This window comes from Streptosporangium sp. NPDC002544 (assembly GCF_040295965.1).
Classification (GTDB): domain Bacteria; phylum Actinomycetota; class Actinomycetes; order Streptosporangiales; family Streptosporangiaceae; genus Streptosporangium.
Window position 1 is genome coordinate 170,395 of the sequence record NZ_JBEOWJ010000018.1, and the last position, 22,622, is coordinate 193,016.

Genomic DNA, 22,622 nt, shown 5'->3' on the forward strand with positions numbered 1-22,622 from the left:
GTCACCTTGCTCGCCACGCGGGAGGTGTCCTTTCGACGGGAAACATTGCTACCTAAGTCCCTATCACTCTGGATCATGCGGTTATTCCCGAACCACCTCCGACAAGATCGCACCCACACCTCTGGTTGCTCACACAACGACCTTGTTAGGATCATCAAATGAATCACGCCCGTGCCGAACGCGCCGCGCTCAGCGACCTGTTCGCCCAGCTCGGCCCGGATGCCCCTACGCTCTGCGAGGGCTGGACAACCTTCGACCTCGCCGCCCACCTCGTCCTGCGCGAGCGCCGCGCCGACGCGCTCGGAGGCATCCTCCTCAAGCCGCTGGCCGGATACACCGGCAGGGTGCAGGAGTCGCTGAAGACCAGAAAGGGCTACCCGGGCCTCGTCGAGCTCGTGCGTTCGGGGCCGTCCGGGCTCTACCGCCTTCCCGGCCTCGACCAGACCGTCAACACGGTGGAGTTCTTCATCCACCACGAGGACGTGCGGCGCGCACAGCGGGTCTGGGAGCCGCGCGAGCTGCCCGCCGACCTTGAGGAGAGGTTCTGGAAGCAGATCCGCGCCGGCATCCGGGTGTTCCTCCGCCGCTCCCCCGTCCGGGTGATCCTGCACCGCATCGGCGGAGGCGTCGCCATCGGCGGTTCCAAGGACGCCACGCAGCAGGTCGAGGTGACGGGCCGGGCCGGGGAACTGCTGCTGTTCTGCTTCGGCCGCCAGGCCCACGCCAAGGTCGACCTGAGCGGCGACGACGAGGCGGTGGCCAGGCTGATGGACGCCCCCCTGGGCGTCTAAGGGCTGTGCGCCCGGCCGGCTCGCTCACGGCCCGTGCGAGATCGTGACCGAGCCGGGACACGCACACGCCAGGCGTCGCGCGTTCGCCCCCCGGTCTCACCCGGGGCCCGGGGCGACCGGATGCCACCGGACACCAAGCCCCCTTGGTTTTACCGCACACCGGTATTCGCGATCCCGCCGCCCGCCCCTAGCCCTACCGGTATACCTGGCTGTGAGGATTGGACAGGAGCACCTCGGCCACCGCACGATGGCTGGTGTGACCTATGCCAAACTCGCGACCAGACCATGGTTTGCCCCTATGGGATGGGTATGATCATCAAAATCCGGGAGCCACCCGGGCCGCAGATGCCAAAGATCGATAAAATTCGGGTATATACGGCTGGGATTGGAACTGCCAGGAGGCCCCCATGCAGGTCAAGAAGGTCCTCACCTACCTCGGGGTAGCGTTCGTGGTCTTCTATCTGTTCACCAAGCCCGCCGAGGCGGCGGGCGCGGTCAACGGAGTCTTCGACGGGATCGTGAGGGGAGCAGACCAGTTGGCTCTGTTCGTGACACGAGTACTTAGCTGACCGACCGGCGGGAACCCCCCGCCCCGAACCATGTCATCCGCGCTCCTGACCGATCCACGGGGGAGCGCCACACTCCCCCGACGCCAGACCGCCGCACCGTTCGCTTCGCCGATCCCGAGAGCGCATCACAAGGATCGCCGTAGGCCGCCACCCCCTGCCCGTGAGCCCCCGACGAAACCCCACCCGCCGCCCAGAGCCGCGCGGCGAACGACCTGACCCGATCATGGATGACCACGGGAAACATCACGGTACTCCCTTGATGATCTTTCCGGCACCTTGAGGGGAAGGTCCGTTTCTCGTACGGGGGGATCGTTCATGCGGGGCACGCGGGGTTTCTCCCTGGTCGGGTCGCTCATCGCCGGAGCCGTCACGTTCGGCCTACCGGCGACCTCACAGGTCACCTTCGCGACCCCTGCATCCGTCCAGGCACCGTCCCCCGCCCCGTCACCGGCCTCCGCCCCGGCGTCCGGCTTCAAGGGCCCGGCAACGGTAGGGACGGCGGCCGGTGACGGGACCGAACGGCCCGTCGGGCGAGGCGCCGTTCCCCCGCCGCCCTCCGCCCACCCGTTCCTCGGCCACTTCGGCGCCCCCGTCGACCGGCCGCTGAAGGGCAGGATCACCCTGGCCAACCCGACCGGCGCGCCGCTCGGTTTCAGGGTGGCCGACCCCACCCTGCTGCCCACCGGGATCACGCTCGACGCCGACGGCCTGCTCGGCGGCGCCTCCCGGGTGCCCGGCATCTGGACGGTCCCGGTCGAGGCGTGCACTCCCTCCGGCGCCTGCGCCACCGGCGCGGTGACGATCACCATCACCTGCCGCTGCGCCCGCCCGCTCCCCTCAGCCCCGGCCCCGGCCTCTTTCCCCCCGGCTGCCCCCGCGACGCCGAACACTCTGTGGTAGCGGGGTTCCACCGCATAACAACAGGTCAAAGACCGTTGGAACCCCCCGAACCGATCCGGGGGAAACACCAAGGTGCTTCCACTCTCCCCGGAGACGTGTTACGCAGAAAGCGTGGGAGATCATCACGACGCCGGCGGAGCCGACACGCTCGACTCCGCGACACGACGCGTCATCGAACGTGTCACCGAACGCGTCAACACCGACGGCATCAAACTGATCCGCTTCCTGTACGCCGACCACGGCGGCGTGATCAGGGGTAAGGCCACCTCCCACTCCCTGCTGGCCGAACGGCTCCGTACCGGCATCGGGCACACCGTCGCGATGATGGCGATGAACATGCTCGACGAACTCCAGGACGTCAAGGGGCTCGGCCCGGTCGGCGAGGTCCGTCTCGTCCCCGACCCGGCCACCTTCGTCCAGTTGCCCTACGCCCCCGGCTCGGCCGCCATGCTGTCGGACCTGCGCCAGATCGACGGCTCCCCCTGGCCCGCCTGCCCGCGCACCTTCCTGCGCGAGGCCGTGGCCGCCCTGGCCGACGAGGGCCGTGTCCTCGTCGCCGCCTTCGAACCCGAGTTCACCCTCGGCCGCCGCGAACCCGACCCCGAGGGCGGCCTGGACCGCCTGGTCCCCGCCGACGACAGCCTCTGCTACTCGACGACCGGCTTCAACCAGGCCCACGACTACGCGACGACTTTGGTCCACGCCCTGGAGAGCCAGGGCCTGCGGGTCGAGCACTATCACCCGGAACTGGGCCACGGCCAGCAGGAGTTGTCGATCCGCCACGCCTCCGCCCTGCACGCCGCCGACAACCACCTGATCTACCGCGAGACCGTCAGGGGCGTCGCCACCCGCATGTCGATGTGGGCCTCCCTCGCCCCCAAACCCCTTGCCGACCAGGCGGGCAACGGCACCCACCTGCACCTGTCCCTCTGGGACCCCGACCTGCGCACCAACATCTTCGCCGACCCCTCCGACCGGTACGGCCTGTCGGTCACGGCCTACCACTTCATCGGCGGCCTGATCGCCCACCTGCCCGCGCTCACCGCGCTGACCTGCGGCTCGGTGAACAGCTTCCGGCGTCTCACCCCGAGGGCATGGTCGAGCGCGTACGCCTGCTACGGAATGGACAACCGCGAGGCCGCGGTGCGCATCTGCTCCCCCACCGGCCGGGACGCCGCGGCGTCCACCAACCTGGAGCTGAAACCCTCCGACTCCTCGGCCAACCCCTACCTGTCGCTCGGCGCCGTCATCCACGCCGGCCTGGACGGCATCCGCCGCCGGCTCGACCCCGGTGCCCCCGTCGGCGTCGACCCCGCCACCCTCCCCGCCGGCCAGGTCCCCCGCCTTCCGGCCTCCCTGGACGAGGCCCTGGACGCCCTGGAGGCCGACGAACTCCTCATGCACGCCCTCGGCCCCCTGCGCGCCTCCGCCTACCTCGCCGTCAAACGCTCCGAGGCCCGCTCCTTCGCCGCCCACAACACCGCCTACGAACTGTTCCACCACTTCCGGGTCTTCTGACCGAAGGCTCGGATGCCGTCAGAGCGTCCCCTCGTGACCCGGCAGGACCAGGCCGAAGAAGTCCTGCGCCGTGTAGCCGCCGATTCGCCGCGCCTTGCCGGTTTCGACGTTCAGCGCGTAGGCGGTGACGGTCACATAGGGCGGATCGGTCGTCGTGGCCGGGGCGTCATCCGCCGCGGGAAGCCGTTTGCCCATGCACACCGGGTTGGGAATGGCGATGACGGTGATCTCCCTGGGGTTCAGCCAGGCGCGCAGGGAGACGTTGTGGGTCTTGGTGGGCAGGCCGCTCACCGTGACCTTCCGGCGCACCTTGCCGGTCCTCGCGTCCAGGTGTGCGAGGGCGCCCGTCAGGCACGGCTTGAAGTTACTGGTCATAAGGTTCTCCAGTCCGACGACCGTTTCGCCGTCGGGAGCCAGCGCGCCGAACTTGTAGGCCCGCGGGAGGGTGACCGCGGCCTGGTTTCCGGCCGTGGACGTCGTCCACAGGTGGGACATCATCTGCAGGCGGGACTTGGGCGAATACTCCGCCAGCATCACGGTGTCGCCGTCCTTGGAGATGCCGATGGGGTTCCCCCCGTTCGGCAGCGGCCGGGTCATCCGCTCGCGCATGTCGATCAGCATGGCCGGGTCCTTCAGGGGAGGACGCTTGGTGAACGCCAGGAAGCGGCCGTCGTCGGACATCAGGAGGTGGGAGACGGAGCCGAGCCACGCTGTGGGGATCTTGACGGGAGCCGCCAGCTCGTCGCCGCTGTCCAGCTCACGGACCTTGAAGGTGCTCTCCTTGACGGCGTAGTAGGCGATCCTGCGCCCGTCCTGGCTGATCGCCAGCGGGCTGCTGAAACCGGTCAGCGCCTCGGGAACGTGGTAGGTCCTCCCCGCGCGGGTGACCACCCGCCAGGCGCCGTCCCTGCAGTCCGGCGGGGCCACGCCTTCGGACGGGTTGCAGAAGGTCTTGTACGCGTGGCTCAGCGGGCCCACTCCCCGGTCCGGCAGATCGGTGACTCCGCCGGTCCCGGAGGAGTCCTGCCGTTCCGTGGGCAGCAGCCGCACCCCGGCCGTCGCGCCGAGCACGATGACGGTGACCGTGACGGCCGCGACGAGTGCGGTGACGGTCCGGCGCCTGCGGTCGTGGATTCTGATCGTCCGCTCGGCCAGATCCACCCTTGGGGAGTCTTCGGCGATGTCGTCGAGCACCTGCCGCAGCCAGGTCATCGGTGTGCCTCCTGAGTATCGGCCTGATCTTCCAGTTCGGAGAATTTGGGGGCCAGTTCCGGCGCCAGGACTCGTAAGCGGTTCAGTGCCTGATGGGCCTGGCTCTTGACCGTGCCGACCGAACAGCCCATCAGCTCGGCGGTCTCACGTTCGGTGCGGTCCTCGTAGAAACGCAGGACGATCACCGCACGCTGTTTCGGGGGCAGCCGCAGGAGCGCCTGGCGCACGACGATCCGGATGACCGTGGAGTCCTCGCTCGAATAGGCCACCTCGGGCGGGTCGGCCCGCGGAAGTTCGTTCCCGGTCCGGCGCCGCAGCCATGAGATGTACTGGTTCACCAGCGCTTTCCGCGCGTACGCCTCCGGCCTGTCAAGACTCAGCACCTTCGACCAGCGCCTGATGATCTTGATTAGGACACTCTGCAGCAGGTCCTCGGCAAGATGCGCGTCTCCGGTGAGCAGGTACGCCGTGCGCATCAACGACTGCTGGTGAGCGTCCACGAATTCACGGAAGCTGTCATTGCGATCCAATGTTTCTCCTCCCGACTGGTACAAACGCCGGCGAGGAGCAAGAAGGTTGGGTGGCGGACCCGAATTAAACGACCTGCGCGAACGTGCGACCCAGGAGCCGGGAAACGCCAACGAACCACTACAGGGCCTTGGCCGCGCTCTCGATCGCGCGCCGGATGGGTTCGTACCCGGTGCACCGGCACAGGTTGGACGTGAGGAGTTCCCGCAGCCGCTCCGGATCCTCGACGATCGCGGGGTCGGACTCCAGCGCGGCGACGGCGAGCATGAGGAACCCCGGCGTGCAGAAACCGCACTGCAGCGCGTGCTCGGCGGAGAACGCCCGCTGGAGCGGATGCGGCTCACCGTCGCGGCCCGCCAACCCCTCCACGGTACGCACCGAACGCCCGTCGCACTGCACGGCCAGCAGCAGGCAGGAACGGACCGCACGGCCGTCGACCACGACCGTGCACGAACCGCAGACTCCCTGCTCACAGCCAAGGTGCGTGCCGGTCAGCCCGCAGTCCTCACGCAACACGTCGCCAAGGGCGCGCCGGGGTTCCACGTCCAGATGGTGCACCCGGCCGTTCACCGTGAGCGTGATGTTCATCGCCGCTCCCCCGCTGATCCGTCATGTCCGGCGTGCGCCTGCCGATCCGAGGCCGCCTGGTACAGGGCACGGCCGACGAGGACGGCGACGACCTGCCGCTGGTATTCGACGTCGGCGTACGGCTGGGCACAGGGGTCGGCGTCACCCTCGGCGGCGATCCCGGCGGCGCGATCGAACGGATGGCCGTCAAGCGGCGCCGGGTAGGAGAAGGAGGCGCCGATCTCGGCGCCGATCAACGACAGCTCGGCGGCGTGCGCCCGTACCGGCCTGTCCGCGGCGTTGGCGAGTCCGATGAACGCCTGGGTGATCACTCCGTCGAGCACGGTCAGGGCCACCGCGACCGCGATCTGGGCGAAGCCGGCGTGCGTCCGCCGGTGCTCGACGAACGCGACCCCGACGGTGTCGTCGAGCAGCGGGAGCCGGACAGAAGTGATCATCTCCTGCGGCCGGCACTCGGTCCGGTGGGGGCCGTGGAAGTAGTCACGGGCTGCGATCATTCGCACGCCCGCTGGCCCGCGCAACTCGATGTCGGCGTCCAGGCCCACGGCGATGGCGCCCCATTCGGCGGCGGGGTGTGCCCAGGCCAGGCTGCCCGCCATGGTGCCCAGAGCGCGAATCGGCGGGTGCGCGATGTTGACGACGGTGCGCGAGAGCAGCCTGCCGAGCGGACCGGGCGCCACCCGGGGCGACTCGAAGGCACGGTGCCGGACCAGCGCCCCGACCTGCAACCCGCCGTCCTGCACCCGCAGGTGATCGAGGCCCTGGACCCGGTTGATGTCCACCACCAACTCCGGGAGACAGCGCCGACAGCGCATCTCCATGATCAGGCTCTGCCCGCCGGCGAGTATCCGCGCCCGCTCCCCGACCTCGGCGAGCGCACCCACCGCCTCGCCCACGGTCCCCGGCACGACGTAGTCGAAAGCGGCGGGCTTCACAGCCCCTCCCCCACCGTCGGACCCGCGCCGGTGGCCGGCACGACATGGCCGAAGACAACGGGCCTCACGACCACTCCCCCACCATCGGACCCACCGTCGGGCCCACCGTCGGACCCACTGCCGACCCCGCCGAGGAACCGACCGCCGAAGCGCGGGCCGCCCGCCACACCACGTCCGGGGTGAGCGGCATCCGCAGCAGGTCTGGATCGGTGACCCCCAACGCGTCGGCGACCGCGTTGACAATGGCCGCGGGAGTGCCGATGCACCCCGACTCCCCGGCTCCCTTGGCTCCCAGCGGCGTCCACGGCGTCGGAGTGCTGGTCTCCCGCACCTCCATCGGCGGCATCTCGGCGAACGTCGGCAGCAGGTAGTCCAGCAGGCCGTAGGGCAGCAGCGGCACCCCGGCCTCGTCGTAGGGCACCCCCTCGTACAGCGCCTGCCCGATCCCCTGCGCGATCGACCCCCTGGCCTGCCCCGCGACCGCCGCCGGATTGAGCATCACCCCGCAGTCGTCCACCGCGACCAGCCGGAGCACCCGTACGGTGCCCAGGCCCGGGTCGACCTCGACGACGGCGGCGTGTGTGCCGAACGGAAACGCCATACCCGACTCGAACCGCTCGTCCACCCGCAACGACCCGGTGACCCGCACCAGCTCGCCGAGGTCCAGCGCGACCGCGTCGTCCGTGCGGGAGCTCAGCGTGCCGCCGGACCAGACCACCTCCCCGACCGGCAGCCGCCACAGCCGCGCGGCCCGCTCCCGCGCCAGGTCGATCAGCGCGGTGGCCGCGCGGTGCAGGGCCGGGCCGCCCACCTGTGCCGAGCGGCTGGCGTACGAGCCGATCCCGTCGGCCAGTTCGTCGGTGTCTCCTTCCACGAACCGGACCCGCGAGGAGTCCAGGCCGAGGGTGGCGGCCACCAGCGAGGAGAAGGTCGTCTCGTGGCTCTGCCCGCTGGAGGCGGTGCCGCACCTGGCGATCACCGTGCCGTCCGGGCACGCCTCGACGCCGCCGAACTCGTGCAGGCCACCCTCCTCACCTCCGGATCGTTCGACGTAGCAGGAGAGCCCGATGCCCAGGGGCAGGGCGGTCGCAGAGGCCCGGCGCCGGGCCTGCTCGGCCCGCCACCCGTCGTAGTCGAGGGTCTTCAGCGCCAGATCCAGCGCCCCGGCGTAGTTCCCGCTGTCGTAGCGCCTGCCGGTGGGCGTCTCGTACGGGAAACGCTCGGGTGGGATGAAGTTGCGTCGCCGTAGTTCCGCCGGGTCCATGCCCAGCCGATCGGCCAGCACGTCCATCGACCTCTCCAGCGCGAACGCCGCCTCCGGCCGCCCGGCGCCGCGATAGGGGTAGGTCGGCATGGTGGTGGTCAGCACCGAACGAACCGTGGCGTGCACCAGGGGCGTGGTGTAGGCGCCGGTGGCCATCCAGGCGGTCTGCATCGGCAGCCCCGCCCCGATGTGCGGATATGCCCCCACGTCGGCGTCGATCCTCAGCTCGTACGCGAGCAGCAGCCCCTCGGCGTCGGCGGCCAGCCGGACCCGCTGATCCTGCCCCCGGCCCCGGGTGGCGGCCAGCAACGACTCGGCGCGGTCCTCGATCCACCGGATCGGCGCCCCCAGCGTCACCGCCAGAAAGGCGACCGTGAGGTACTCGGGAAAGGTGGCGCTCTTCGACCCGAACGCACCGCCGCTGTCGGGTGTCACCACCCTGATCCGCTCAACGGGCAGGCCCAGTGCCCCGGCCAACTCCCGCCGGAGCCGGTACGGCGCCTGATGGGAGCACCACACGGTCAGCCGGTCCTCCTCGGGGACCGCGAGGAACGCCCGGCACTCCATCGGCGACGGCAGCAGCAACTGCTGGCGGTAACGCGCCTCCACCACGACCGCCGCCCGCCCCCAGACGGCCTCGTCGATCGGCACACCGACCGACCGTTCCAGCACCACGTTGTCCAGGCCCTCGAACAACGGAACAGAGCCGTCCAGGGCCTCGGCCACCGACACCGCGGGCGGAAGCGGATCCGTCCGCACGACGACCTCGGCCACCCCGTCCTCGGCCCGGTAGCGGTCCTCCCCGACCACCACCGCGACCGCCTCACCCGCGTACCGCACCCGGTCGACAGCCAGCGACGGCCACACCCGCCCCGCCACCACCTCCGCCGAGGACATCCCGGCGAGAGCCGTCAGGGGAACCGGCGGCAACCCCGGAAGATCGGCAGCCGCCCAGGCCCCCCGCACCCCGGGAACCCGACGAGCCGGAGCGCAGTTCACCTCGCGCAACCGGCCGTGTGCCACAGAACTCCGTACGAACGCCGCGTCCAGGCATCCCGGCACCGCGATGTCGGCGACGTAGCGGCCATGACCGGTGAGCAGCCGCGCGTCTTCCCGCCTAGCCCAGCCATGTGCCACGACGTCCTCCACCCCCGGATTCGGCCCAGCAATTCTAACTCACATAATGCCCATAAAACTTATATATTACTTTGACTCAAAGCCTGCTGGAATCAGACCCACAGCACAAATCTCCCCAAAAATCCACTACACCCATGCCAAGATAACCACTCACTTCAAACGAGGAATCATCCCCGGATCTCACAAATCAATAAAATGAATGAAGAGGGCACGACCACCTCAAGCTTCAGCGAAGCCAGGGAGCAGCCCAGCCCCTGCCCCCTCCTCCTCCCAGCAGCACCGCAACTCCTCCCAGCAGCACCACAACCACGCCCCCAACCCCAATCACCCCAATTACCCCACCAGCCCCACCAGCCCCAAAGAAGAAGCCCAGCCCTGCACTCCTCCCCACAGCAGCAGTTCGACCACAGCGCCCACCCCTCAACCGGCCCCAAAGAAGAAGCCCAGCCCTGAGCTCCTTCCCACAGCAGCGCTTCAGCTACGGCGCCCGCCCTTCAACCCACCCCAGACGAAGGCTTCAGCATCAGGACGCACCCTGAGCGGCCGGAAACAAAGCGACTACGACCCGCACCCCATACGAACAGCACCAAGTGCGCGGAGGTGGGCCGGTGTTCCGGGCGGCGTATAAGCAAGCGCAACCCCAGGCGCCCGAGCAGGCCGGAGGCCTGAAGAACCAGACCCCCACCACGACGGCCGCCCGGAACACCGGCCCACCGCAGCGCGAACCACGCTGACCGGCAGGACGAAACAGACGCACCCACTCGCCGAACGAGGAACGAGGAACGAGGAACGAGGAACGAGGAACGACGTCAGCGAACGGGATACCCCGCCCCCCGCAAAGCGTCCTTCACATCACCGATCTTGAGCTGCCCGAAGTGGAACACCGACGCCGCCAGCACGGCGTCCGCCCCCGCCTCCACCGCCGGAGGGAAATCGGCGACAGAACCCGCACCACCACTGGCGATCACCGGAACCGACACCACGGCCCGTACCGCCCGGATCATCTCCAGGTCGTAGCCGTCCCGGGTCCCGTCGCCGTCCATCGAGTTGAGCAGGATCTCCCCCGCCCCCAGTTCGGCACCCCGCCGGGCCCACTCCACCGCGTCGATCCCGGTCCCCCGGCGACCACCGTGCGTGGTCACCTCGAAACCGGACGGCGTCGGCGGCCCGTCGACGACCCGGCGGGCGTCCACCGAGAGCACGATGCACTGCGCCCCGTACCGCTGCGCGGCCTCGGTCAGAAGCTCGGGCCTGGCGATCGCCGCGGTGTTCAGCCCCACCTTGTCCGCGCCCGCCCGCAGCAGCCTGTCGACATCCTCGACCGAGCGCACTCCCCCGCCCACGGTCAGCGGGATGAACACCTGCTCGGCCGTCCGGCTGACCACGTCGTACATCGTCGACCGGTCGGAGCTGGAGGCCGTGATGTCGAGGAACGTCAGCTCGTCGGCCCCCTCCGCGTCATAGCGGCGGGCCAGCTCGACCGGGTCTCCGGCATCGCGCAGGTTCTCGAAGTTGACGCCCTTGACCACCCGCCCGGCGTCCACATCCAGGCAGGGAATCACTCGTACCGCGACACTCATCGACGACTCCTCACGAACGGACGGCGGCAAGGGCGTCTTCGAGGGTGAAGGCCTGCGCGTACAGCGCCTTGCCCACGATGGCCCCCTCGACGCCGATCGGGACCAGCGAGGCCAGCGCGCGCAGGTCCTCCAGGGACGAGACCCCACCGCTGGCGACCACCGGTTTGTCAGTACGGGAGCAGACCTCGCGGAGCAGGTCCAGGTTGGGGCCGCGCAGCGTGCCGTCCTTCGTGACGTCGGTGACGACGTAGCGGGAGCAGCCGTCCTTCTCCAGCCGGGCCAGCACCTCCCACAGGTCACCGCCCTCCTGGGTCCAGCCCCGGGCGGCCAGGGTGGTCCCCCGGACGTCGAGGCCGATCGCGACCCGGTCACCGTACTCAGAGATGATCTTGGAGCACCAGGCGGGGTTCTCCAGCGCCGCGGTACCGATGTTCACCCTGCGGCAGCCGGTGGCCAGCGCGAGCTCCAGGGAGACGTCGTCACGAATGCCCCCGGACAGCTCCACCTTCACATCCAGCGCGCCGACCACCGTGGCGAGCAACTCGCGGTTGCTGCCCCGGCCGAAGGCCGCGTCGAGGTCGACCAGGTGGATCCACTCGGCACCGGCCTCCTGCCAGGCGAGCGCCGCGGACAGGGGGTCGCCGTACGACGTCTCGGTGCCGGCCGCGCCCTGGACCAGGCGGACCGCCTGACCGTCGGCGACGTCCACGGCGGGGAGCAGCTCAAGCGACATCTGTTCAAGACCTCCGGTCGAAGACAAGGGTGAGAAAAAGCGGAACGAACAGCAAGGAAAGCACGAGCACGCCGAACCGCGCCGCCCACGAGGACCACAGCAGCCAGACGATCACCTGCACGATCAGGAACAGCACCGCCGCGACGCCGTTCTGCGCCCGGCGGCGGCGGGCCTTGATGCCGCCCTGGGAGACGATCCGGACTGGCCTGCCCGGCAGCAACGCGGTCACCTTGCCGATGCGCTCGCGCCGCCGCGCCAGCCGCGCCTCCCGTGCTGCGCGCAGCGCGGCCAAGCGCGCCTGCTCGGCCTCCCGCTCGGCCCTGCGCCTGGCCCGTTCCTTACTCATCAAAGGCCCATCAAGAACTCACCCGACGGTCCCGAGCCAGTTGGTGAGCAACTGGGCTCCGGCGTCGCCCGACTTCTCCGGATGGAACTGGGTGGCCATCAGCGGGCCGTTCTCCACCGCCGCGACGAACGGCACCCCGTGCTCGGCCCAGGTGAGCAGCGGGTCGGCGAACCCGGGCCCCGCCTGGAGCTTCCAGGTCCGCACGCCGTACGAGTGCACGAAGTAGAAGCGGGTATCCGCGTCGAGCCCGGCGAACAGCACGGTCTCGGCGGGCGCCTTGACCGTGTTCCAGCCCATGTGCGGCAGGACCGGCGCCTCCAGGGACTCCACCGTGCCCGGCCACTCCCCGCAGCCCTCGGTCGTGACGCCGTGCTCGACGCCCGCCTCGAAGAGGATCTGCATGCCGACGCAGATGCCCAGCACCGGCCGCCCGGCCGACAGGCGCCGCGCGATGATCCGCTCACCCCGCACCGCGCGCAGCCCGGCCATGCACGCGGCGAACGCCCCCACGCCGGGGACGACGAGCCCGTCGGCCTCCATCGCCGCCTCGTAGTCGGCGGTCACCGTGACCTCCGCGCCGACCCGAGCCAGCGCACGCTCCGCCGAACGGAGGTTGCCCGAGCCGTAGTCGAGAACGGTTACCTTCTTCACCACCAGAGCACCGCCGCCGTGGTCGCCAGGGCCGCGAGGGCGGCGAGCAGCACCGCGCCCTTCTTCAGACCCTGTTTGAGGAATGAGACGATCCCGCCCACGAAGAAGAGCGCGACGAACGCCATCGCGATGGCCGACCAGTTGTCGCTCACCGTCTCCGCCCCCTCCGGCCGGGAGAAATCACAGCACGCCCTTCGTGCTCGGCACCCCGGTGGCGCGCGGGTCACGCTCGGATGCCGCCCGCAGCGCCCTGGCCAGGGCCTTGAACTGCGCCTCCACGATGTGGTGGGCGTTGCGGCCGTAGGGGACGCGCACGTGCAGGCAGATGGCGGCCTGGGCGACGAACGACTCCAGGATGTGCCTGGTCATCGTCGTGTCGTACTCCGGGCCGATCATCGGAGCCATGCCCTCGGGCTCGCTGTGCACCAGGTACGGCCGCCCCGACAGGTCGACCGTGACCTCCGCCAGCGACTCGTCCAGCGGGCAGGAGGCGCTGCCGAACCTCCGCAGGCCCGACTTGTCGCCCAGAGCCTCACGGAACGCGGCGCCCAGCGCGAGCGAGGTGTCCTCGATCGTGTGATGAGCGTCGATGTGCAGGTCACCCTCGGTCTTCACGACCAGGTCGAACAGCCCGTGCTTGCCGAGCTGGTTCAGCATGTGGTCGAAGAACCCGACACCGGTGGACACCTCGACGTTCCCGGTGCCGTCGAGGTCGACCTCGACCAGCACCGAGGTCTCCTTGGTGACGCGCTCGACGCGACCGCGACGCGGTGCGGCCTCGCCGCCGGCAGTGATGCTCACAGGATCTCCTCCAGGGCGGCGCGGAAGGCCGCCATCTCCTCTGTCGTTCCGATGGACACTCTCAGCCACCCGGGCGGTCCCACCTCACGGATCAGCACCCCGCGGTCCAGCAGGCCCTGCCACACCGCGCGCCGGTCCGGAAACAGCCCGAACAACACGAAGTTGGCGTCCGAGTCGGCGACCTTCAGCCCCCGGGCGCGCAACCAGTCCACGACGGCGTCGCGCTCGGCCCGCAACTCGTCGACGGCGCCGAGCAGCTCGGCGCGGTGGGCCAGCGCGACGCGCGCCGCCGTCTGGGTGAGCGTGGACAGGTGGTACGGCAGGCGGACCAGCAGCAACGCCTCGACCACCGCCGGGTGGGCGGCCAGGTAACCGAGCCGGGTGCCGGCCATGGCGAACGCCTTGGACATCGTCCGCGTGACGATCAGCCGGGGATTGTCCGGCAGCAGGGTCAGCGCCGACGGGGTGCCGGTCCGGGCGAACTCGAAGTAGGCCTCGTCCACCACCACCATGCCCGGCGCCGCCTCGACGATCCGGGCGATCACCTCCGGGTCCAAAGCGGTGCCGGTCGGGTTGTTGGGCGAGGTCAGGAAGACGACGTCGGGCCGGTGCTCCTCGATCGCGGCGACCGCCTTGCCCGGGTCGATCCCGAAGTCGTCCTCACGGGCCCCGGAGATCCACTCGGTCGAGGCCCCGGTGGTGATGATCGGGTGCATCGAGTAGGACGGCTCGAAACCCATCGCGGCGCGGCCGTGGCCGCCGAAGGCCTGCAGGATCTGCTGGAGCACCTCGTTGGAGCCGTTGGCGGCCCAGACCTGCTCCACGGCGAGGCCGTGACCGAGGTACCCGGCCAGCTCCCGGCGCAGATCGAGCGCGTCGCGGTCGGGATAGCGGTTGAGGTCGGCGGTGACGCCCCGTACGGCCTCCGCCAGCTCGGCGACCAGCGAGTCCGAGGGCCCGTAGGGGTTCTCGTTGGTGTTGAGCCTGACCGGGACGTCGATCTGGGGGGCACCGTACGGCGTACGCCCCCGGAGATCGTCTCGGATCGGCAGGTCTTCGAGCTTCACGACGGGATCTCCACCTCGAACCGGAAAGGGAAGGGCACTCACGAGGGCACCTCCCAGGCGAACCGCGCCCTGATCGCCGCACCGTGCGCCGGCAGGTCCTCGGTGTCGGCCAGCACGCACACGTGGGCGGCGGCACCGGCCAGGGCCTCGCGGCTGTAGTCGACGACGTGCACGCCGCGCAGGAACGTCTGCACCGACAGCCCCGACGAGTGGCAGGCGCAGCCGCCGGTGGGCAGCACGTGGTTGGAACCGGCCATGTAGTCGCCCAGCGAGACCGGCGCGTACGCCCCGACGAAGATCGCCCCGGCGTTGCGGACCCGGGCGGCCAGCGCGGACGCCTCCGCGGCGTGGATCTCCAGGTGCTCGGCGGCGTAGGCGTCGACGACGCGCAGCCCCGCCTCCATGTCGTCGACCAGCAGGATGCCGGACTGGCGCCCGGAGAGCGCCTCGGTGATCCGCTCGGTGTGCTTGGTGGCGGCTACCTGCCGGGGCAGCTCCCGCTCGACGGCCTCGGCCAGCTCCTCCGAGTCGGTGACGAGCACGGCGGCGGCGATCGTGTCGTGCTCGGCCTGGCTGATCAGGTCGGCGGCGACGTGCACCGGGTTGGCCGTGGAGTCGGCGAGGATCGCGATCTCGGTCGGACCCGCCTCGGAGTCGATGCCGATACGGCCCTTGAGCAGGCGCTTGGCCGCGGCGACCCAGATGTTGCCAGGGCCGGTGACCATGGTGACCGGCGGGCACTCCTCGGTGCCGTAGGCGAACATCGCCACCGCCTGGGCGCCGCCGACCGCGTAGACCTCGTCCACGCCGAGCAGCGCGCACGCCGCCAGGATGGCCGGGTGCGGCAGGCCGTCGAATTCGCGCTGCGCGGGCGAGGAGACCGCCAGGGAGGCCACCCCCGCCTCCTGGGCGGGGACGACGTTCATGACCACGCTGGAGGGGTAGACCGCCCGGCCGCCGGGGACGTACAGCCCCACGCGGTCGACGGGCACCCAGCGCTCGGTGACGGTGCCGCCCGGCACGACCTGGGTGGTGACATCGGTGCGCCGCTGGTCACGGTGGACGAGGCGGGCGCGGCGGATCGACTCCTCCAGGGCCGCCCTGACCTTCGGGTCGAGCCTCTCCAGCGCCGCGGAGATCGCCTCGGCCGACACCCGGGTGGACTCCAGCTCGACGCCGTCGAACCTGGCGGTCAGCTCCCGCACCGCGGCGACCCCACGATGATGCACGTCGTCGCAGATGGGCCGCACCTTCTCCAGGGCGGCCTCGACGTCGAGGTCGGCGCGGGGCAGCACGTCGCGAAGATCCTCGGGAAGAGGTCCTCGCAGATCGGTACGCGAAATCACCCGTTCAGTCTACGGAGGTCCGCCACCCGGTATCGTCGCGTCCATTATCCGGACAGTGCCTTTACTATGTAGATTTTAACCAGCCGCTACGCTTTCCCCGTGAGCAAGAGCAAGAGCAAGGGCGGCCAGGGAACCCCCGCGACCGTGGCCCTGACCCAGGCGGGAGCCGACTTCACCCTGCACCCCTACCAGCACGACGCGAACGCGCAGGCCTACGGCGAGGAGGCGGCCGACGCCCTCGGCGTGCCGTACGGGCAGATCTTCAAGACCCTGGTGGCCGAGGTGGAGGGCGGGCTGGCCGTCGCGGTGGTGCCGGTGGCGGGCAAACTCGATCTCAAGGCGTTCGCGGCGGCGCTGAGGAGCAAGCGGGCCGCGATGGCCGACGCGGCCAAGGTGGAGCGGGTGACCGGCTACGTGGTCGGCGGCATCAGCCCGCTGGGACAGCGCAAGCGCCTGCCGACCGTGATCGACGCCTCCGCGCTGGACTTTCCGACGATCTACTTCTCCGCCGGCCGGCGCGGGCTGCAGATCGAGACCTCCCCCTCGGAGCTGGTACGCCTCACCGGGGCCGTCACCGCGCCCATCGGCAAGAGCGGCTAGCGGAGGGATTCCGGCCCAGGGAGAGCCGGCGAAACCCCGGCCCGCCGCACAAGATGGGCCGGAGGTCCCCGGGCCGTCCTGTCGAAGAAGAGCCGGCGAAACCCCGGCCCGCCGCACAAGATGGGCCGGAGGTCCCCGGGCCGTCCTGTCGAAGGAGAGCCGGCGAAACCCCGGCCCGCCGCACAAGGTGGGCCGGAGGTCCCCGGGCCGTCCTGTCGAAGGTTGCCGAGGCGGCACACGACGGCGTTCGGCCAGACTCGTCTGCGACAGGCCGTACCGATCGGGGGACAGATGCACTACCTGACCGCTACCGAGATGCTCGAACTGCTGCGCACCAGGCAGGTCAGCGCGGTCGAGCTGCTCGAGGCGCACCTGCGGCGGATCGAGGAGGTCAACCCGGAGGTCAACGCGATCGTCACGCTGACCGCCGAGCGCGCCAGGCGGGAGGCGGAGGAGGCCGACCGGGACCTGGCCCGCGGCCACTGGCGGGGACCGCTGCACGGGCTGCCGGTCGCGCACAAGGACCTGGCCGACACCGCGGGGATCCGCACCACGTACGGCTCGCCGCTCTTCGCCGACCACGTCCCCGACACCGACGCGCCGATCGTGCGGCGGATGCGCGAGGCCGGGGCGATCACGGTCGGCAAGACCAACACCCCGGAGTTCGGCACCGGCTCGCACACCGTGAACGAGATCTTCGGCGCCACCCGCAACCCCTACGACCTGACCAGGTCGGCCGGGGGCAGCAGCGGCGGGGCCGCCGCCGCGCTGGCCACCGGCATGGTGGCACTGGCCGACGGCTCCGACATGGGCGGCTCGCTGCGCAACCCCGCCTCCTTCTGCAACGTGGCGGGGCTGCGGCCCACCCCCGGGCGGGTGCCGGCGCCGTCGGCCGTCGCGGCCTGGTTCACCCTCAGCGTGCCGGGGCCGATGGCCCGTACCGCCGGGGACCTGGCGCTGCTGATGAGCGCGGTCGCCGGGTTCGACGCCTCCTCCCCCCTGTCGATCGCCGAGAGCGGCACCGTCTTCGCCGGGCCGCTGGAGCTGGAGGCGACCGGGCTGCGCGTGGCCTGGAGCCCGGACCTGGGCGGGCTGCCCGTCGACGCGGAGACCGCCAAGGTCACCGCAGACGCCCCGGCCGCGCTCGCGGAGCTGGGCGCGCGGGTGGAGCGGGTGGAGCTGGACCTGTCGGACGCCGAGGACGCCTTCCGGATCTACCGGGCGTGGTACTACGCGCTCTGCTACGGCGACCTGCCGCAGGAGCGCCTGGGGGCGAACGTGCGCTGGAACGTCGAGCGGGGCCGCGAGGTGACCGGGGCCGACCTGGCCCGCGCCGAGCGGCTGCGCAGCGGGCTCTACCGGCGGATGGAGGCCTTCTTCGGCACCTACGACTTCCTGATCGCCCCGGTCAGCCAGGTGCCGCCGTTCCCGGTGGACGCCCCGTACGTCTCGGAGATCAACGGGCAGGCGCTGCCCGACTACCTGGCGTGGATGCGCTCGGCCTACTGGATCAGCGTGCTGCACGCCCCGGCGGCGTCGGTACCGTGCGGGTTCACCTCGGACGGGCTGCCGGTGGGCGTGCAGATCATCGGGCGCCCCTTCGCCGACATGGCGGTGCTCCGGCTGGCCCACGCCTTCGAGCGCGCCACCGGCTACGGCGCGCGCAGGCCGCCCCGCTGACCGCGACCGCCGCGCCTACCGGCCGTCGATGTCATGCGACGGCAACGGCCCGTAGGGGTCGTCCCCGCCGAACGGATGGCGCAGCGGCGAGTCGCGGTAGCCCGCGACGCCCTCCAGGACGAAGAAGGCGCCGGCGGCCAGCGTCGGCCACGCGTACAGCACGCCCCTGGCGGTCAGCGCCAGCGGCCCCGGGACCAGCGGCACGGAGCTCCCCGAGGCGGCGACGCTCACCGCGCCGAGGTTGGCCGCCTCGCCGACCAGCAGCGCGAGGTGCGCGCCGAGCAGGCCGCCCGCGGCCAGGCCCACCACCACCGGCAGCGGGCGCCCCCCGCGCGACACGCCGTAGCCGATGACCCCGCAGACCAGCCCGAGCACGCCCGTGATGACGGCGAACCAGCCGTCGGCGGCGATCAGCGCCTGCGTGGAGGGATCGGCCAGCAGCGGCCCCTCGCCCGTCACGACGTACGGGGGTCGCGGCGCGGCCAGCGACCACAGGATCCCGGCGACGACTCCGGCCAGGGCGAGCACCAGCACGGTGATCACGAAGTCACGCACAGCGCGCACCACGGCCCCCTCACCCTCTGTGCAGATGTGCCCGATGTTACCCATCCGCCCGCCTGGCGCCACCCGGGGTTCCCGCCGAGTCCCGTTACGCTTACGGGGTGAACGAAGAGGCATGGTTGATCGAACCCTCCGGGCCGCTCCGCGGTGACGTCGAGGTCCGCGGTTCCAAGAACGGCGTCTCCAAGCACATGGTCGCCGCGATGCTGGGCACCGGTGAGAGCACGATCCAGAACGCCCCGGACGTGGGTGAGGTGGGGATCACCGCGCAGATGCTGAGGGCGCTCGGCATCGACGTGGAGATCAGCTCCGGGGAGATCACCGTCTCTCCCGGGAAGCAGATCAACCCGCACGTCCCGGCGGCGTTCACCGGCCTCAACCGGATCCCGATCCTGATGCTGGGCCCGCTGCTGCACCTGGCGGGCGAGGCGTTCGTGCCGCTGGTCGGCGGCGACCCGATCGGCCGCCGGCCCGTCGACTTCCACGTCGAGGCGCTGCGCGCGATGGGCGCCGAGGTCGAGGTGAGCGACACCGGCGTGTACGCCAAGGCCAAACGGCTGCGCGGCACCCGGCTCGAACTGCCCTACCCCAGCGTCGGCGCCACCGAGACGATCCTGATGTCCGCGGTGCTGGCCGAGGGCAAGACCGTGCTGAAGGGCGCGGCGATGGAGCCCGAGGTGGTGGAGCTCGCCCTGTTCCTGCAGCGCATGGGCGCGCGCATAGAGCTGAGCCCGGACCGGCGCATCGTGATCGAGGGGGTGGAGCACCTGCACGGCGCCTCCACCTGGCTCAACGGCGACCGCATCGAGGCGTTCTCCTACCTGGCGGCCGGTCTGATCACCGGCGGCCAGGTACGGGTGCACGGCTGCCCGCAGGACCGGCTGGTCACCGCGATCACCACCCTGGCCAGGATGGGCGCCGAGGTCGACATCACCGACGACTACCTGTCGGCGTCGGCGCCGCACGGATTGCGGGCCGCGGCGGTGCAGACCGACACGCACCCGGGGTTCATGACCGACTGGCAGACGCCCCTGATGGTGCTGTTCACCCAGGCCCAGGGCATGTCGGTGCTGCACGAGACCGTGTTCGAGAACCGCCTGGTCTACGTGCCCGCACTGCAGAAGATGGGCTGCGAGATCGAGGTGTTCGACGTCTGTCTGGGCGGCCCGGCCTGCCGCTACCACGACACCAACGCCAAGCACTCGGCGGTCGTGCGCGGCGTGTCCAGGCTGAGCGGCGCCGACGTGACGCTGCCCGACATCCGGGCCGGGTTCTCCGCCGTGCTGGCCGCGGCCGCCGCGGAGGGCGTCTCCACGCTGCGCGGGGTGCACCACATCGAGCGGGGCTACCACCGGCCGTTCGAGCAGTTCGCCTCTCTCGGACTGAAGATCAGTCGAGAAAAGGTGCAGGACGGGTAAGGATTGGCAACCGGGTGTTTATGGGTGATCATCCGGTTGCACGTTACCTTGTGTGACATCGCACCCAGAGGTGAGACGCGGACCCGGCGCGTGCCTGCGCGTCCTGGCGGCCTGCGGGGTGCTCGGCGGGCTGCTGGCCGCCCTGGCCGCGCTGCCGCTGGTCGGCACGGTGGGGGTCACCGTCAACAACGTCACGAGAACCCTGACGGACCTGCCGCCGAGCCCTCGGGAGAACCCGCTCGCCCAGCGCACCGTGCTCCTGGACAGGAACGGCAAGCGGTTCGCCCAGTTCTACACGGAGAACCGGACCGTCGTACGGCTCGACCAGGTCGCCCCCGTCATGCGTGAGGCGATCGTGGCGATCGAGGACTCGCGCTTCTACGAGCACGCGGGCCTGGACATCAAGGGCACCCTGCGCGCCCTGGTGACCAACACCAGGGCGGGCGGGGTGCGCCAGGGCGGCTCCTCGCTCACCCAGCAGCTGGTGAAGAACATCCTGGTCGAGAACTCCGAGACCGAGACCGAGCGCGCCCAGGCCCGCGCGCCCAGCATCCAGCGCAAGATCACCGAGTTGCGGTACGCGCTGGCGATGGAGAAGAAGTACACCAAGGCCGAGATCCTGGAGCGCTACCTCAACATCGCCTACTTCGGCGCGGGGGCCTTCGGGGTGGAGGCCGCCGCCCAGCGGTTCTTCTCGGTCGCGGCCTCCCGGCTGACCCTGGCGCAGGCGGCGACACTGGCCGGCGCGGTCCGCACCCCGTACGTCACGGACCCGTCGCTGGACGCGGCGCGCAGGAAGAAACTGCGAGAGCGCAGGGACATCGTCCTGGAGCGGATGGCCCAGCTGTCGTACGTCCCCCGGCCCCAGGCGGAGGCCGCCATGAGACGGCCGCTGAACCTCCGGCTGCAGCCGCAGCCCGGCGGCTGCGACGGGAGCGTCTATCCCTACTTCTGCCTGTACGTGCACAGGGAGCTGCTGACCAACCCGGTCTTCGGCCACACCCGCGCGGAGCGGGAGCGCCGCCTGGCCAGGGGCGGACTGGTGCTCCGCACCACCCTGGCGCCGAGGGCCCAGCGGGCCGCGGAACGCGCCATCGCCGCGCGCGTCGGCACCAAGGACACCGAGATCGCCGCCGAGGCCATGATCCAGCCTGGCACCGGGCGGATCCGGGCCATGGCGGCGAGCAAGAAGTACGGTCTCAACAGTGGCAACAAGAACAACGGCCCTCGCACCACCTACAACCTGGTCGCCGACACCGCGCACGGAGGCGGCCAGGGATTCCAGGCGGGGTCGACGTTCAAGGTGTTCACCCTGGCGACCGCGCTCAGCCAAGGCTGGCGGTTCGACCAGGGGTTCATGACACCCGGCAGCTTCGTGCCCGACAGCGGTTTCAAGGACTGCCGGGGCCGCAAGGTCAACGACCCCGGCGCGGAGATCTTCAACGCGAGCGGCGAGGGTAAGGGCGGCCCGCAGAGCCTGTCCACCGGCACCTGGAAGTCGGTGAACATCTTCTACATGATGCTGGAGCAGCAGGTGGGCCTGTGCCCGGTCGTCAGGACCGCCAAGGCGATGGGCATCGCCCGCGCCGACGGCGCCCCGCTGCGGGAGGTGCCGACCTTCACCCTGGGGGTGAACGAGATGGACCCGGTGACCGTGGCGGCGGCGTTCGCCGCGTTCGGGGCACGGGGCCGCTACTGCCGCCCGCTGTCCATCGTCGAGATCGTCGAGCGGAACGGCAGGCACTTCCGCGTCCCGCCCAGCTGCGCGCAGGCGATCGAGCGCGACGTGGCCGACGCGGTCAACTACCTGCTGTCCGGGGTGTTCACCAAGGGCACCATGACCGGTCAGAGCATCGGCCGACCTGCGGCGGGCAAGACCGGCACCAACAACGGCTACACGTCGGCCTGGTTCGCCGGCTACACCCCCGATCTGGCCGCGGCGGTCAGCGTGGGCGACATCCGCGGCTCCTACCGCTACCCGCTGCTCGACGTCGAGATCGGCGGCGAGTACTACGGAGCGGTCCAGGGGGCCTCCCTGCCGGGGCCGATCTGGGTGTCGTCCATGTCCGCCGCCTTGCGGGACGTCTCGCCGCGTTCCTTCCACCACCCGGACATGGGCCGTTTCGGCGGCGGGTTCACCCCGGGCCTGAAGGAGGCCGAGGAGGCCGAGAAGGCCAAGCGCCGTGACGGCGAGCGTCGCGGCGAGCGGCGCGGCGAGGAGGCCCACGCGGACGGGCCCCGCCGGGCTCGCGACTTTCCCCGGAACCGCGGTTTCCACCGGGCCCGCGGTTTCCACCGGGCCGCGGGTCCGGGAGTTCACGATGGCGGAGGAGGAGGCGGCCTGCCGCCCGGCAACGCGTGGTAGAGCCGGCCCAGGTCGTCCGGCGGCCGCCGGGC

The 22,622-nt window shown here is 70.8% G+C and carries 22 protein-coding genes; 8 read left to right on the forward strand and 14 right to left on the reverse strand.

The features are described 5' to 3' along the window. Positions 1–158: 158 nt before the first annotated feature. The 4 genes from ABT061_RS26735 (at position 159) to ABT061_RS26750 (ending at position 3,778) form a co-directional block, all read left to right on the forward strand. Positions 159–791 (forward strand): TIGR03085 family metal-binding protein, encoded by a 633-nt coding sequence (locus ABT061_RS26735; protein WP_350922838.1) that lies wholly within the window; start codon positions 159–161, stop codon positions 789–791. Between the two features lie 407 nt (positions 792–1,198). Next, the gene (locus tag ABT061_RS26740) at positions 1,199–1,360 is read left to right on the forward strand and encodes a hypothetical protein (RefSeq protein WP_169750203.1); all 162 of its coding nucleotides are present in this window, start codon (positions 1,199–1,201) and stop codon (positions 1,358–1,360) included. Positions 1,361–1,675: 315 nt separating this feature from the next. Further along, positions 1,676–2,260, forward strand: a complete 585-nt coding sequence (locus ABT061_RS26745) for a hypothetical protein (protein WP_350922840.1) — start codon at positions 1,676–1,678, stop codon at positions 2,258–2,260. Positions 2,261–2,371: 111 nt separating this feature from the next. Further along, positions 2,372–3,778, forward strand: coding sequence for a glutamine synthetase family protein (locus ABT061_RS26750; RefSeq protein ID WP_350922842.1), 1,407 nt, complete (start codon positions 2,372–2,374; stop codon positions 3,776–3,778). 18 nt (positions 3,779–3,796) lie between these two features. Here ABT061_RS26750 and ABT061_RS26755 read toward each other — a convergent pair whose 3' ends face one another. The 13 genes from ABT061_RS26755 to hisD all read right to left on the reverse strand — a co-directional run bounded on the left by ABT061_RS26755 (position 3,797) and on the right by hisD (position 15,966). Next, the gene (locus ABT061_RS26755; protein ID WP_350922845.1) at positions 3,797–4,990 is read right to left on the reverse strand and encodes a hypothetical protein; all 1,194 of its coding nucleotides are present in this window, start codon (positions 4,988–4,990) and stop codon (positions 3,797–3,799) included. Beyond that, positions 4,987–5,520 carry a SigE family RNA polymerase sigma factor gene (locus ABT061_RS26760; RefSeq protein WP_350922847.1) on the reverse strand — a complete coding sequence of 178 codons (534 nt, stop codon included), beginning with the start codon at positions 5,518–5,520 and terminating at the stop codon, positions 4,987–4,989. The genes ABT061_RS26755 and ABT061_RS26760 overlap by 4 nt, the downstream gene beginning before the upstream one ends. A 118-nt stretch (positions 5,521–5,638) precedes the next feature. Further along, positions 5,639–6,106, reverse strand: coding sequence for a (2Fe-2S)-binding protein (locus ABT061_RS26765; protein WP_350922850.1), 468 nt, complete (start codon positions 6,104–6,106; stop codon positions 5,639–5,641). Continuing rightward, positions 6,103–7,041, reverse strand: coding sequence for an FAD binding domain-containing protein (locus ABT061_RS26770; RefSeq protein ID WP_350922852.1), 939 nt, complete (start codon positions 7,039–7,041; stop codon positions 6,103–6,105). Before ABT061_RS26770 ends, ABT061_RS26765 begins: the two co-directional genes overlap by 4 nt. Positions 7,042–7,105: 64 nt before the next feature. Further along, a complete protein-coding gene (locus ABT061_RS26775; protein ID WP_350922854.1) occupies positions 7,106–9,442 on the reverse strand; it encodes a xanthine dehydrogenase family protein molybdopterin-binding subunit in 2,337 nt (778 codons plus the stop codon). A gap of 809 nt (positions 9,443–10,251) precedes the next feature. After that, on the reverse strand, positions 10,252–11,022 hold the full coding sequence (hisF, locus tag ABT061_RS26780) for an imidazole glycerol phosphate synthase subunit HisF (protein ID WP_350922857.1): 771 nt from the start codon (positions 11,020–11,022) through the stop codon (positions 10,252–10,254). A 10-nt stretch (positions 11,023–11,032) separates the two neighbouring features. Next, positions 11,033–11,755 carry a bifunctional 1-(5-phosphoribosyl)-5-((5-phosphoribosylamino)methylideneamino)imidazole-4-carboxamide isomerase/phosphoribosylanthranilate isomerase PriA gene (gene priA, locus ABT061_RS26785; RefSeq protein ID WP_343968650.1) on the reverse strand — a complete coding sequence of 241 codons (723 nt, stop codon included), beginning with the start codon at positions 11,753–11,755 and terminating at the stop codon, positions 11,033–11,035. 4 nt (positions 11,756–11,759) lie between these two features. After that, positions 11,760–12,101: a hypothetical protein gene (locus ABT061_RS26790; protein ID WP_350922859.1), complete on the reverse strand. Its 342-nt coding sequence runs from the start codon at positions 12,099–12,101 to the stop codon at positions 11,760–11,762. 18 nt (positions 12,102–12,119) lie between these two features. After that, the gene (gene hisH, locus ABT061_RS26795) at positions 12,120–12,755 is read right to left on the reverse strand and encodes an imidazole glycerol phosphate synthase subunit HisH (protein ID WP_350922862.1); all 636 of its coding nucleotides are present in this window, start codon (positions 12,753–12,755) and stop codon (positions 12,120–12,122) included. Next, positions 12,749–12,904: a CG2302 family histidine operon protein gene (locus ABT061_RS26800; RefSeq protein WP_350922864.1), complete on the reverse strand. Its 156-nt coding sequence runs from the start codon at positions 12,902–12,904 to the stop codon at positions 12,749–12,751. Before ABT061_RS26800 ends, hisH begins: the two co-directional genes overlap by 7 nt. Positions 12,905–12,932: 28 nt before the next feature. Then, entirely contained in the window at positions 12,933–13,553 is a 621-nt protein-coding gene (gene hisB / locus ABT061_RS26805; protein WP_350922866.1) for an imidazoleglycerol-phosphate dehydratase HisB, read from the reverse strand. Beyond that, positions 13,550–14,620 carry a histidinol-phosphate transaminase gene (locus ABT061_RS26810; RefSeq protein ID WP_350922869.1) on the reverse strand — a complete coding sequence of 357 codons (1,071 nt, stop codon included), beginning with the start codon at positions 14,618–14,620 and terminating at the stop codon, positions 13,550–13,552. Before ABT061_RS26810 ends, hisB begins: the two co-directional genes overlap by 4 nt. Before the next feature lie 38 nt (positions 14,621–14,658). Further along, positions 14,659–15,966 carry a histidinol dehydrogenase gene (gene hisD, locus ABT061_RS26815; protein ID WP_350922871.1) on the reverse strand — a complete coding sequence of 436 codons (1,308 nt, stop codon included), beginning with the start codon at positions 15,964–15,966 and terminating at the stop codon, positions 14,659–14,661. Between the two features lie 99 nt (positions 15,967–16,065). Between hisD and ybaK the strand changes: the two genes are divergently transcribed. Together ybaK and ABT061_RS26825 are read left to right on the forward strand one after the other, a co-directional pair. Continuing rightward, positions 16,066–16,566: a Cys-tRNA(Pro) deacylase gene (gene ybaK, locus ABT061_RS26820; RefSeq protein WP_350922873.1), complete on the forward strand. Its 501-nt coding sequence runs from the start codon at positions 16,066–16,068 to the stop codon at positions 16,564–16,566. A 291-nt stretch (positions 16,567–16,857) separates the two neighbouring features. Then, complete coding sequence (locus ABT061_RS26825; RefSeq protein ID WP_350922876.1) at positions 16,858–18,246, forward strand: amidase; 1,389 nt, start codon at positions 16,858–16,860, stop codon at positions 18,244–18,246. 15 nt (positions 18,247–18,261) lie between these two features. Here ABT061_RS26825 and ABT061_RS26830 read toward each other — a convergent pair whose 3' ends face one another. Then, a complete protein-coding gene (locus ABT061_RS26830; RefSeq protein ID WP_350922878.1) occupies positions 18,262–18,810 on the reverse strand; it encodes a hypothetical protein in 549 nt (182 codons plus the stop codon). A 98-nt stretch (positions 18,811–18,908) separates the two neighbouring features. Here ABT061_RS26830 and murA point away from each other — a divergent pair, with 98 nt between their 5' ends. Then, positions 18,909–20,225, forward strand: coding sequence for a UDP-N-acetylglucosamine 1-carboxyvinyltransferase (murA, locus tag ABT061_RS26835; RefSeq protein ID WP_350922880.1), 1,317 nt, complete (start codon positions 18,909–18,911; stop codon positions 20,223–20,225). Positions 20,226–20,295: 70 nt separating this feature from the next. Then, positions 20,296–22,590 (forward strand): transglycosylase domain-containing protein, encoded by a 2,295-nt coding sequence (locus ABT061_RS26840; protein ID WP_350922883.1) that lies wholly within the window; start codon positions 20,296–20,298, stop codon positions 22,588–22,590. Positions 22,591–22,622: the final 32 nt, after the last annotated feature.

Excerpts from the sequence above, each read along its gene's own strand:
- ABT061_RS26765 (WP_350922850.1), bottom strand. The coding sequence starts at position 6,106 with ATGAACATCACGCTCACGGTGAACGGCCGGGTGCACCATCTGGACGTG.
- ABT061_RS26735 (WP_350922838.1), top strand. The coding sequence starts at position 159 with ATGAATCACGCCCGTGCCGAACGCGCCGCGCTCAGCGACCTGTTCGCC.
- ABT061_RS26825 (WP_350922876.1), top strand. The coding sequence starts at position 16,858 with ATGCACTACCTGACCGCTACCGAGATGCTCGAACTGCTGCGCACCAGG.
- priA (WP_343968650.1), bottom strand. The coding sequence starts at position 11,755 with ATGTCGCTTGAGCTGCTCCCCGCCGTGGACGTCGCCGACGGTCAGGCG.
- ABT061_RS26745 (WP_350922840.1), top strand. The coding sequence starts at position 1,676 with ATGCGGGGCACGCGGGGTTTCTCCCTGGTCGGGTCGCTCATCGCCGGA.
- ABT061_RS26755 (WP_350922845.1), bottom strand. The coding sequence starts at position 4,990 with ATGACCTGGCTGCGGCAGGTGCTCGACGACATCGCCGAAGACTCCCCA.
- ABT061_RS26790 (WP_350922859.1), bottom strand. The coding sequence starts at position 12,101 with ATGAGTAAGGAACGGGCCAGGCGCAGGGCCGAGCGGGAGGCCGAGCAG.
- ABT061_RS26740 (WP_169750203.1), top strand. The coding sequence starts at position 1,199 with ATGCAGGTCAAGAAGGTCCTCACCTACCTCGGGGTAGCGTTCGTGGTC.
- hisF (WP_350922857.1), bottom strand. The coding sequence starts at position 11,022 with ATGAGTGTCGCGGTACGAGTGATTCCCTGCCTGGATGTGGACGCCGGG.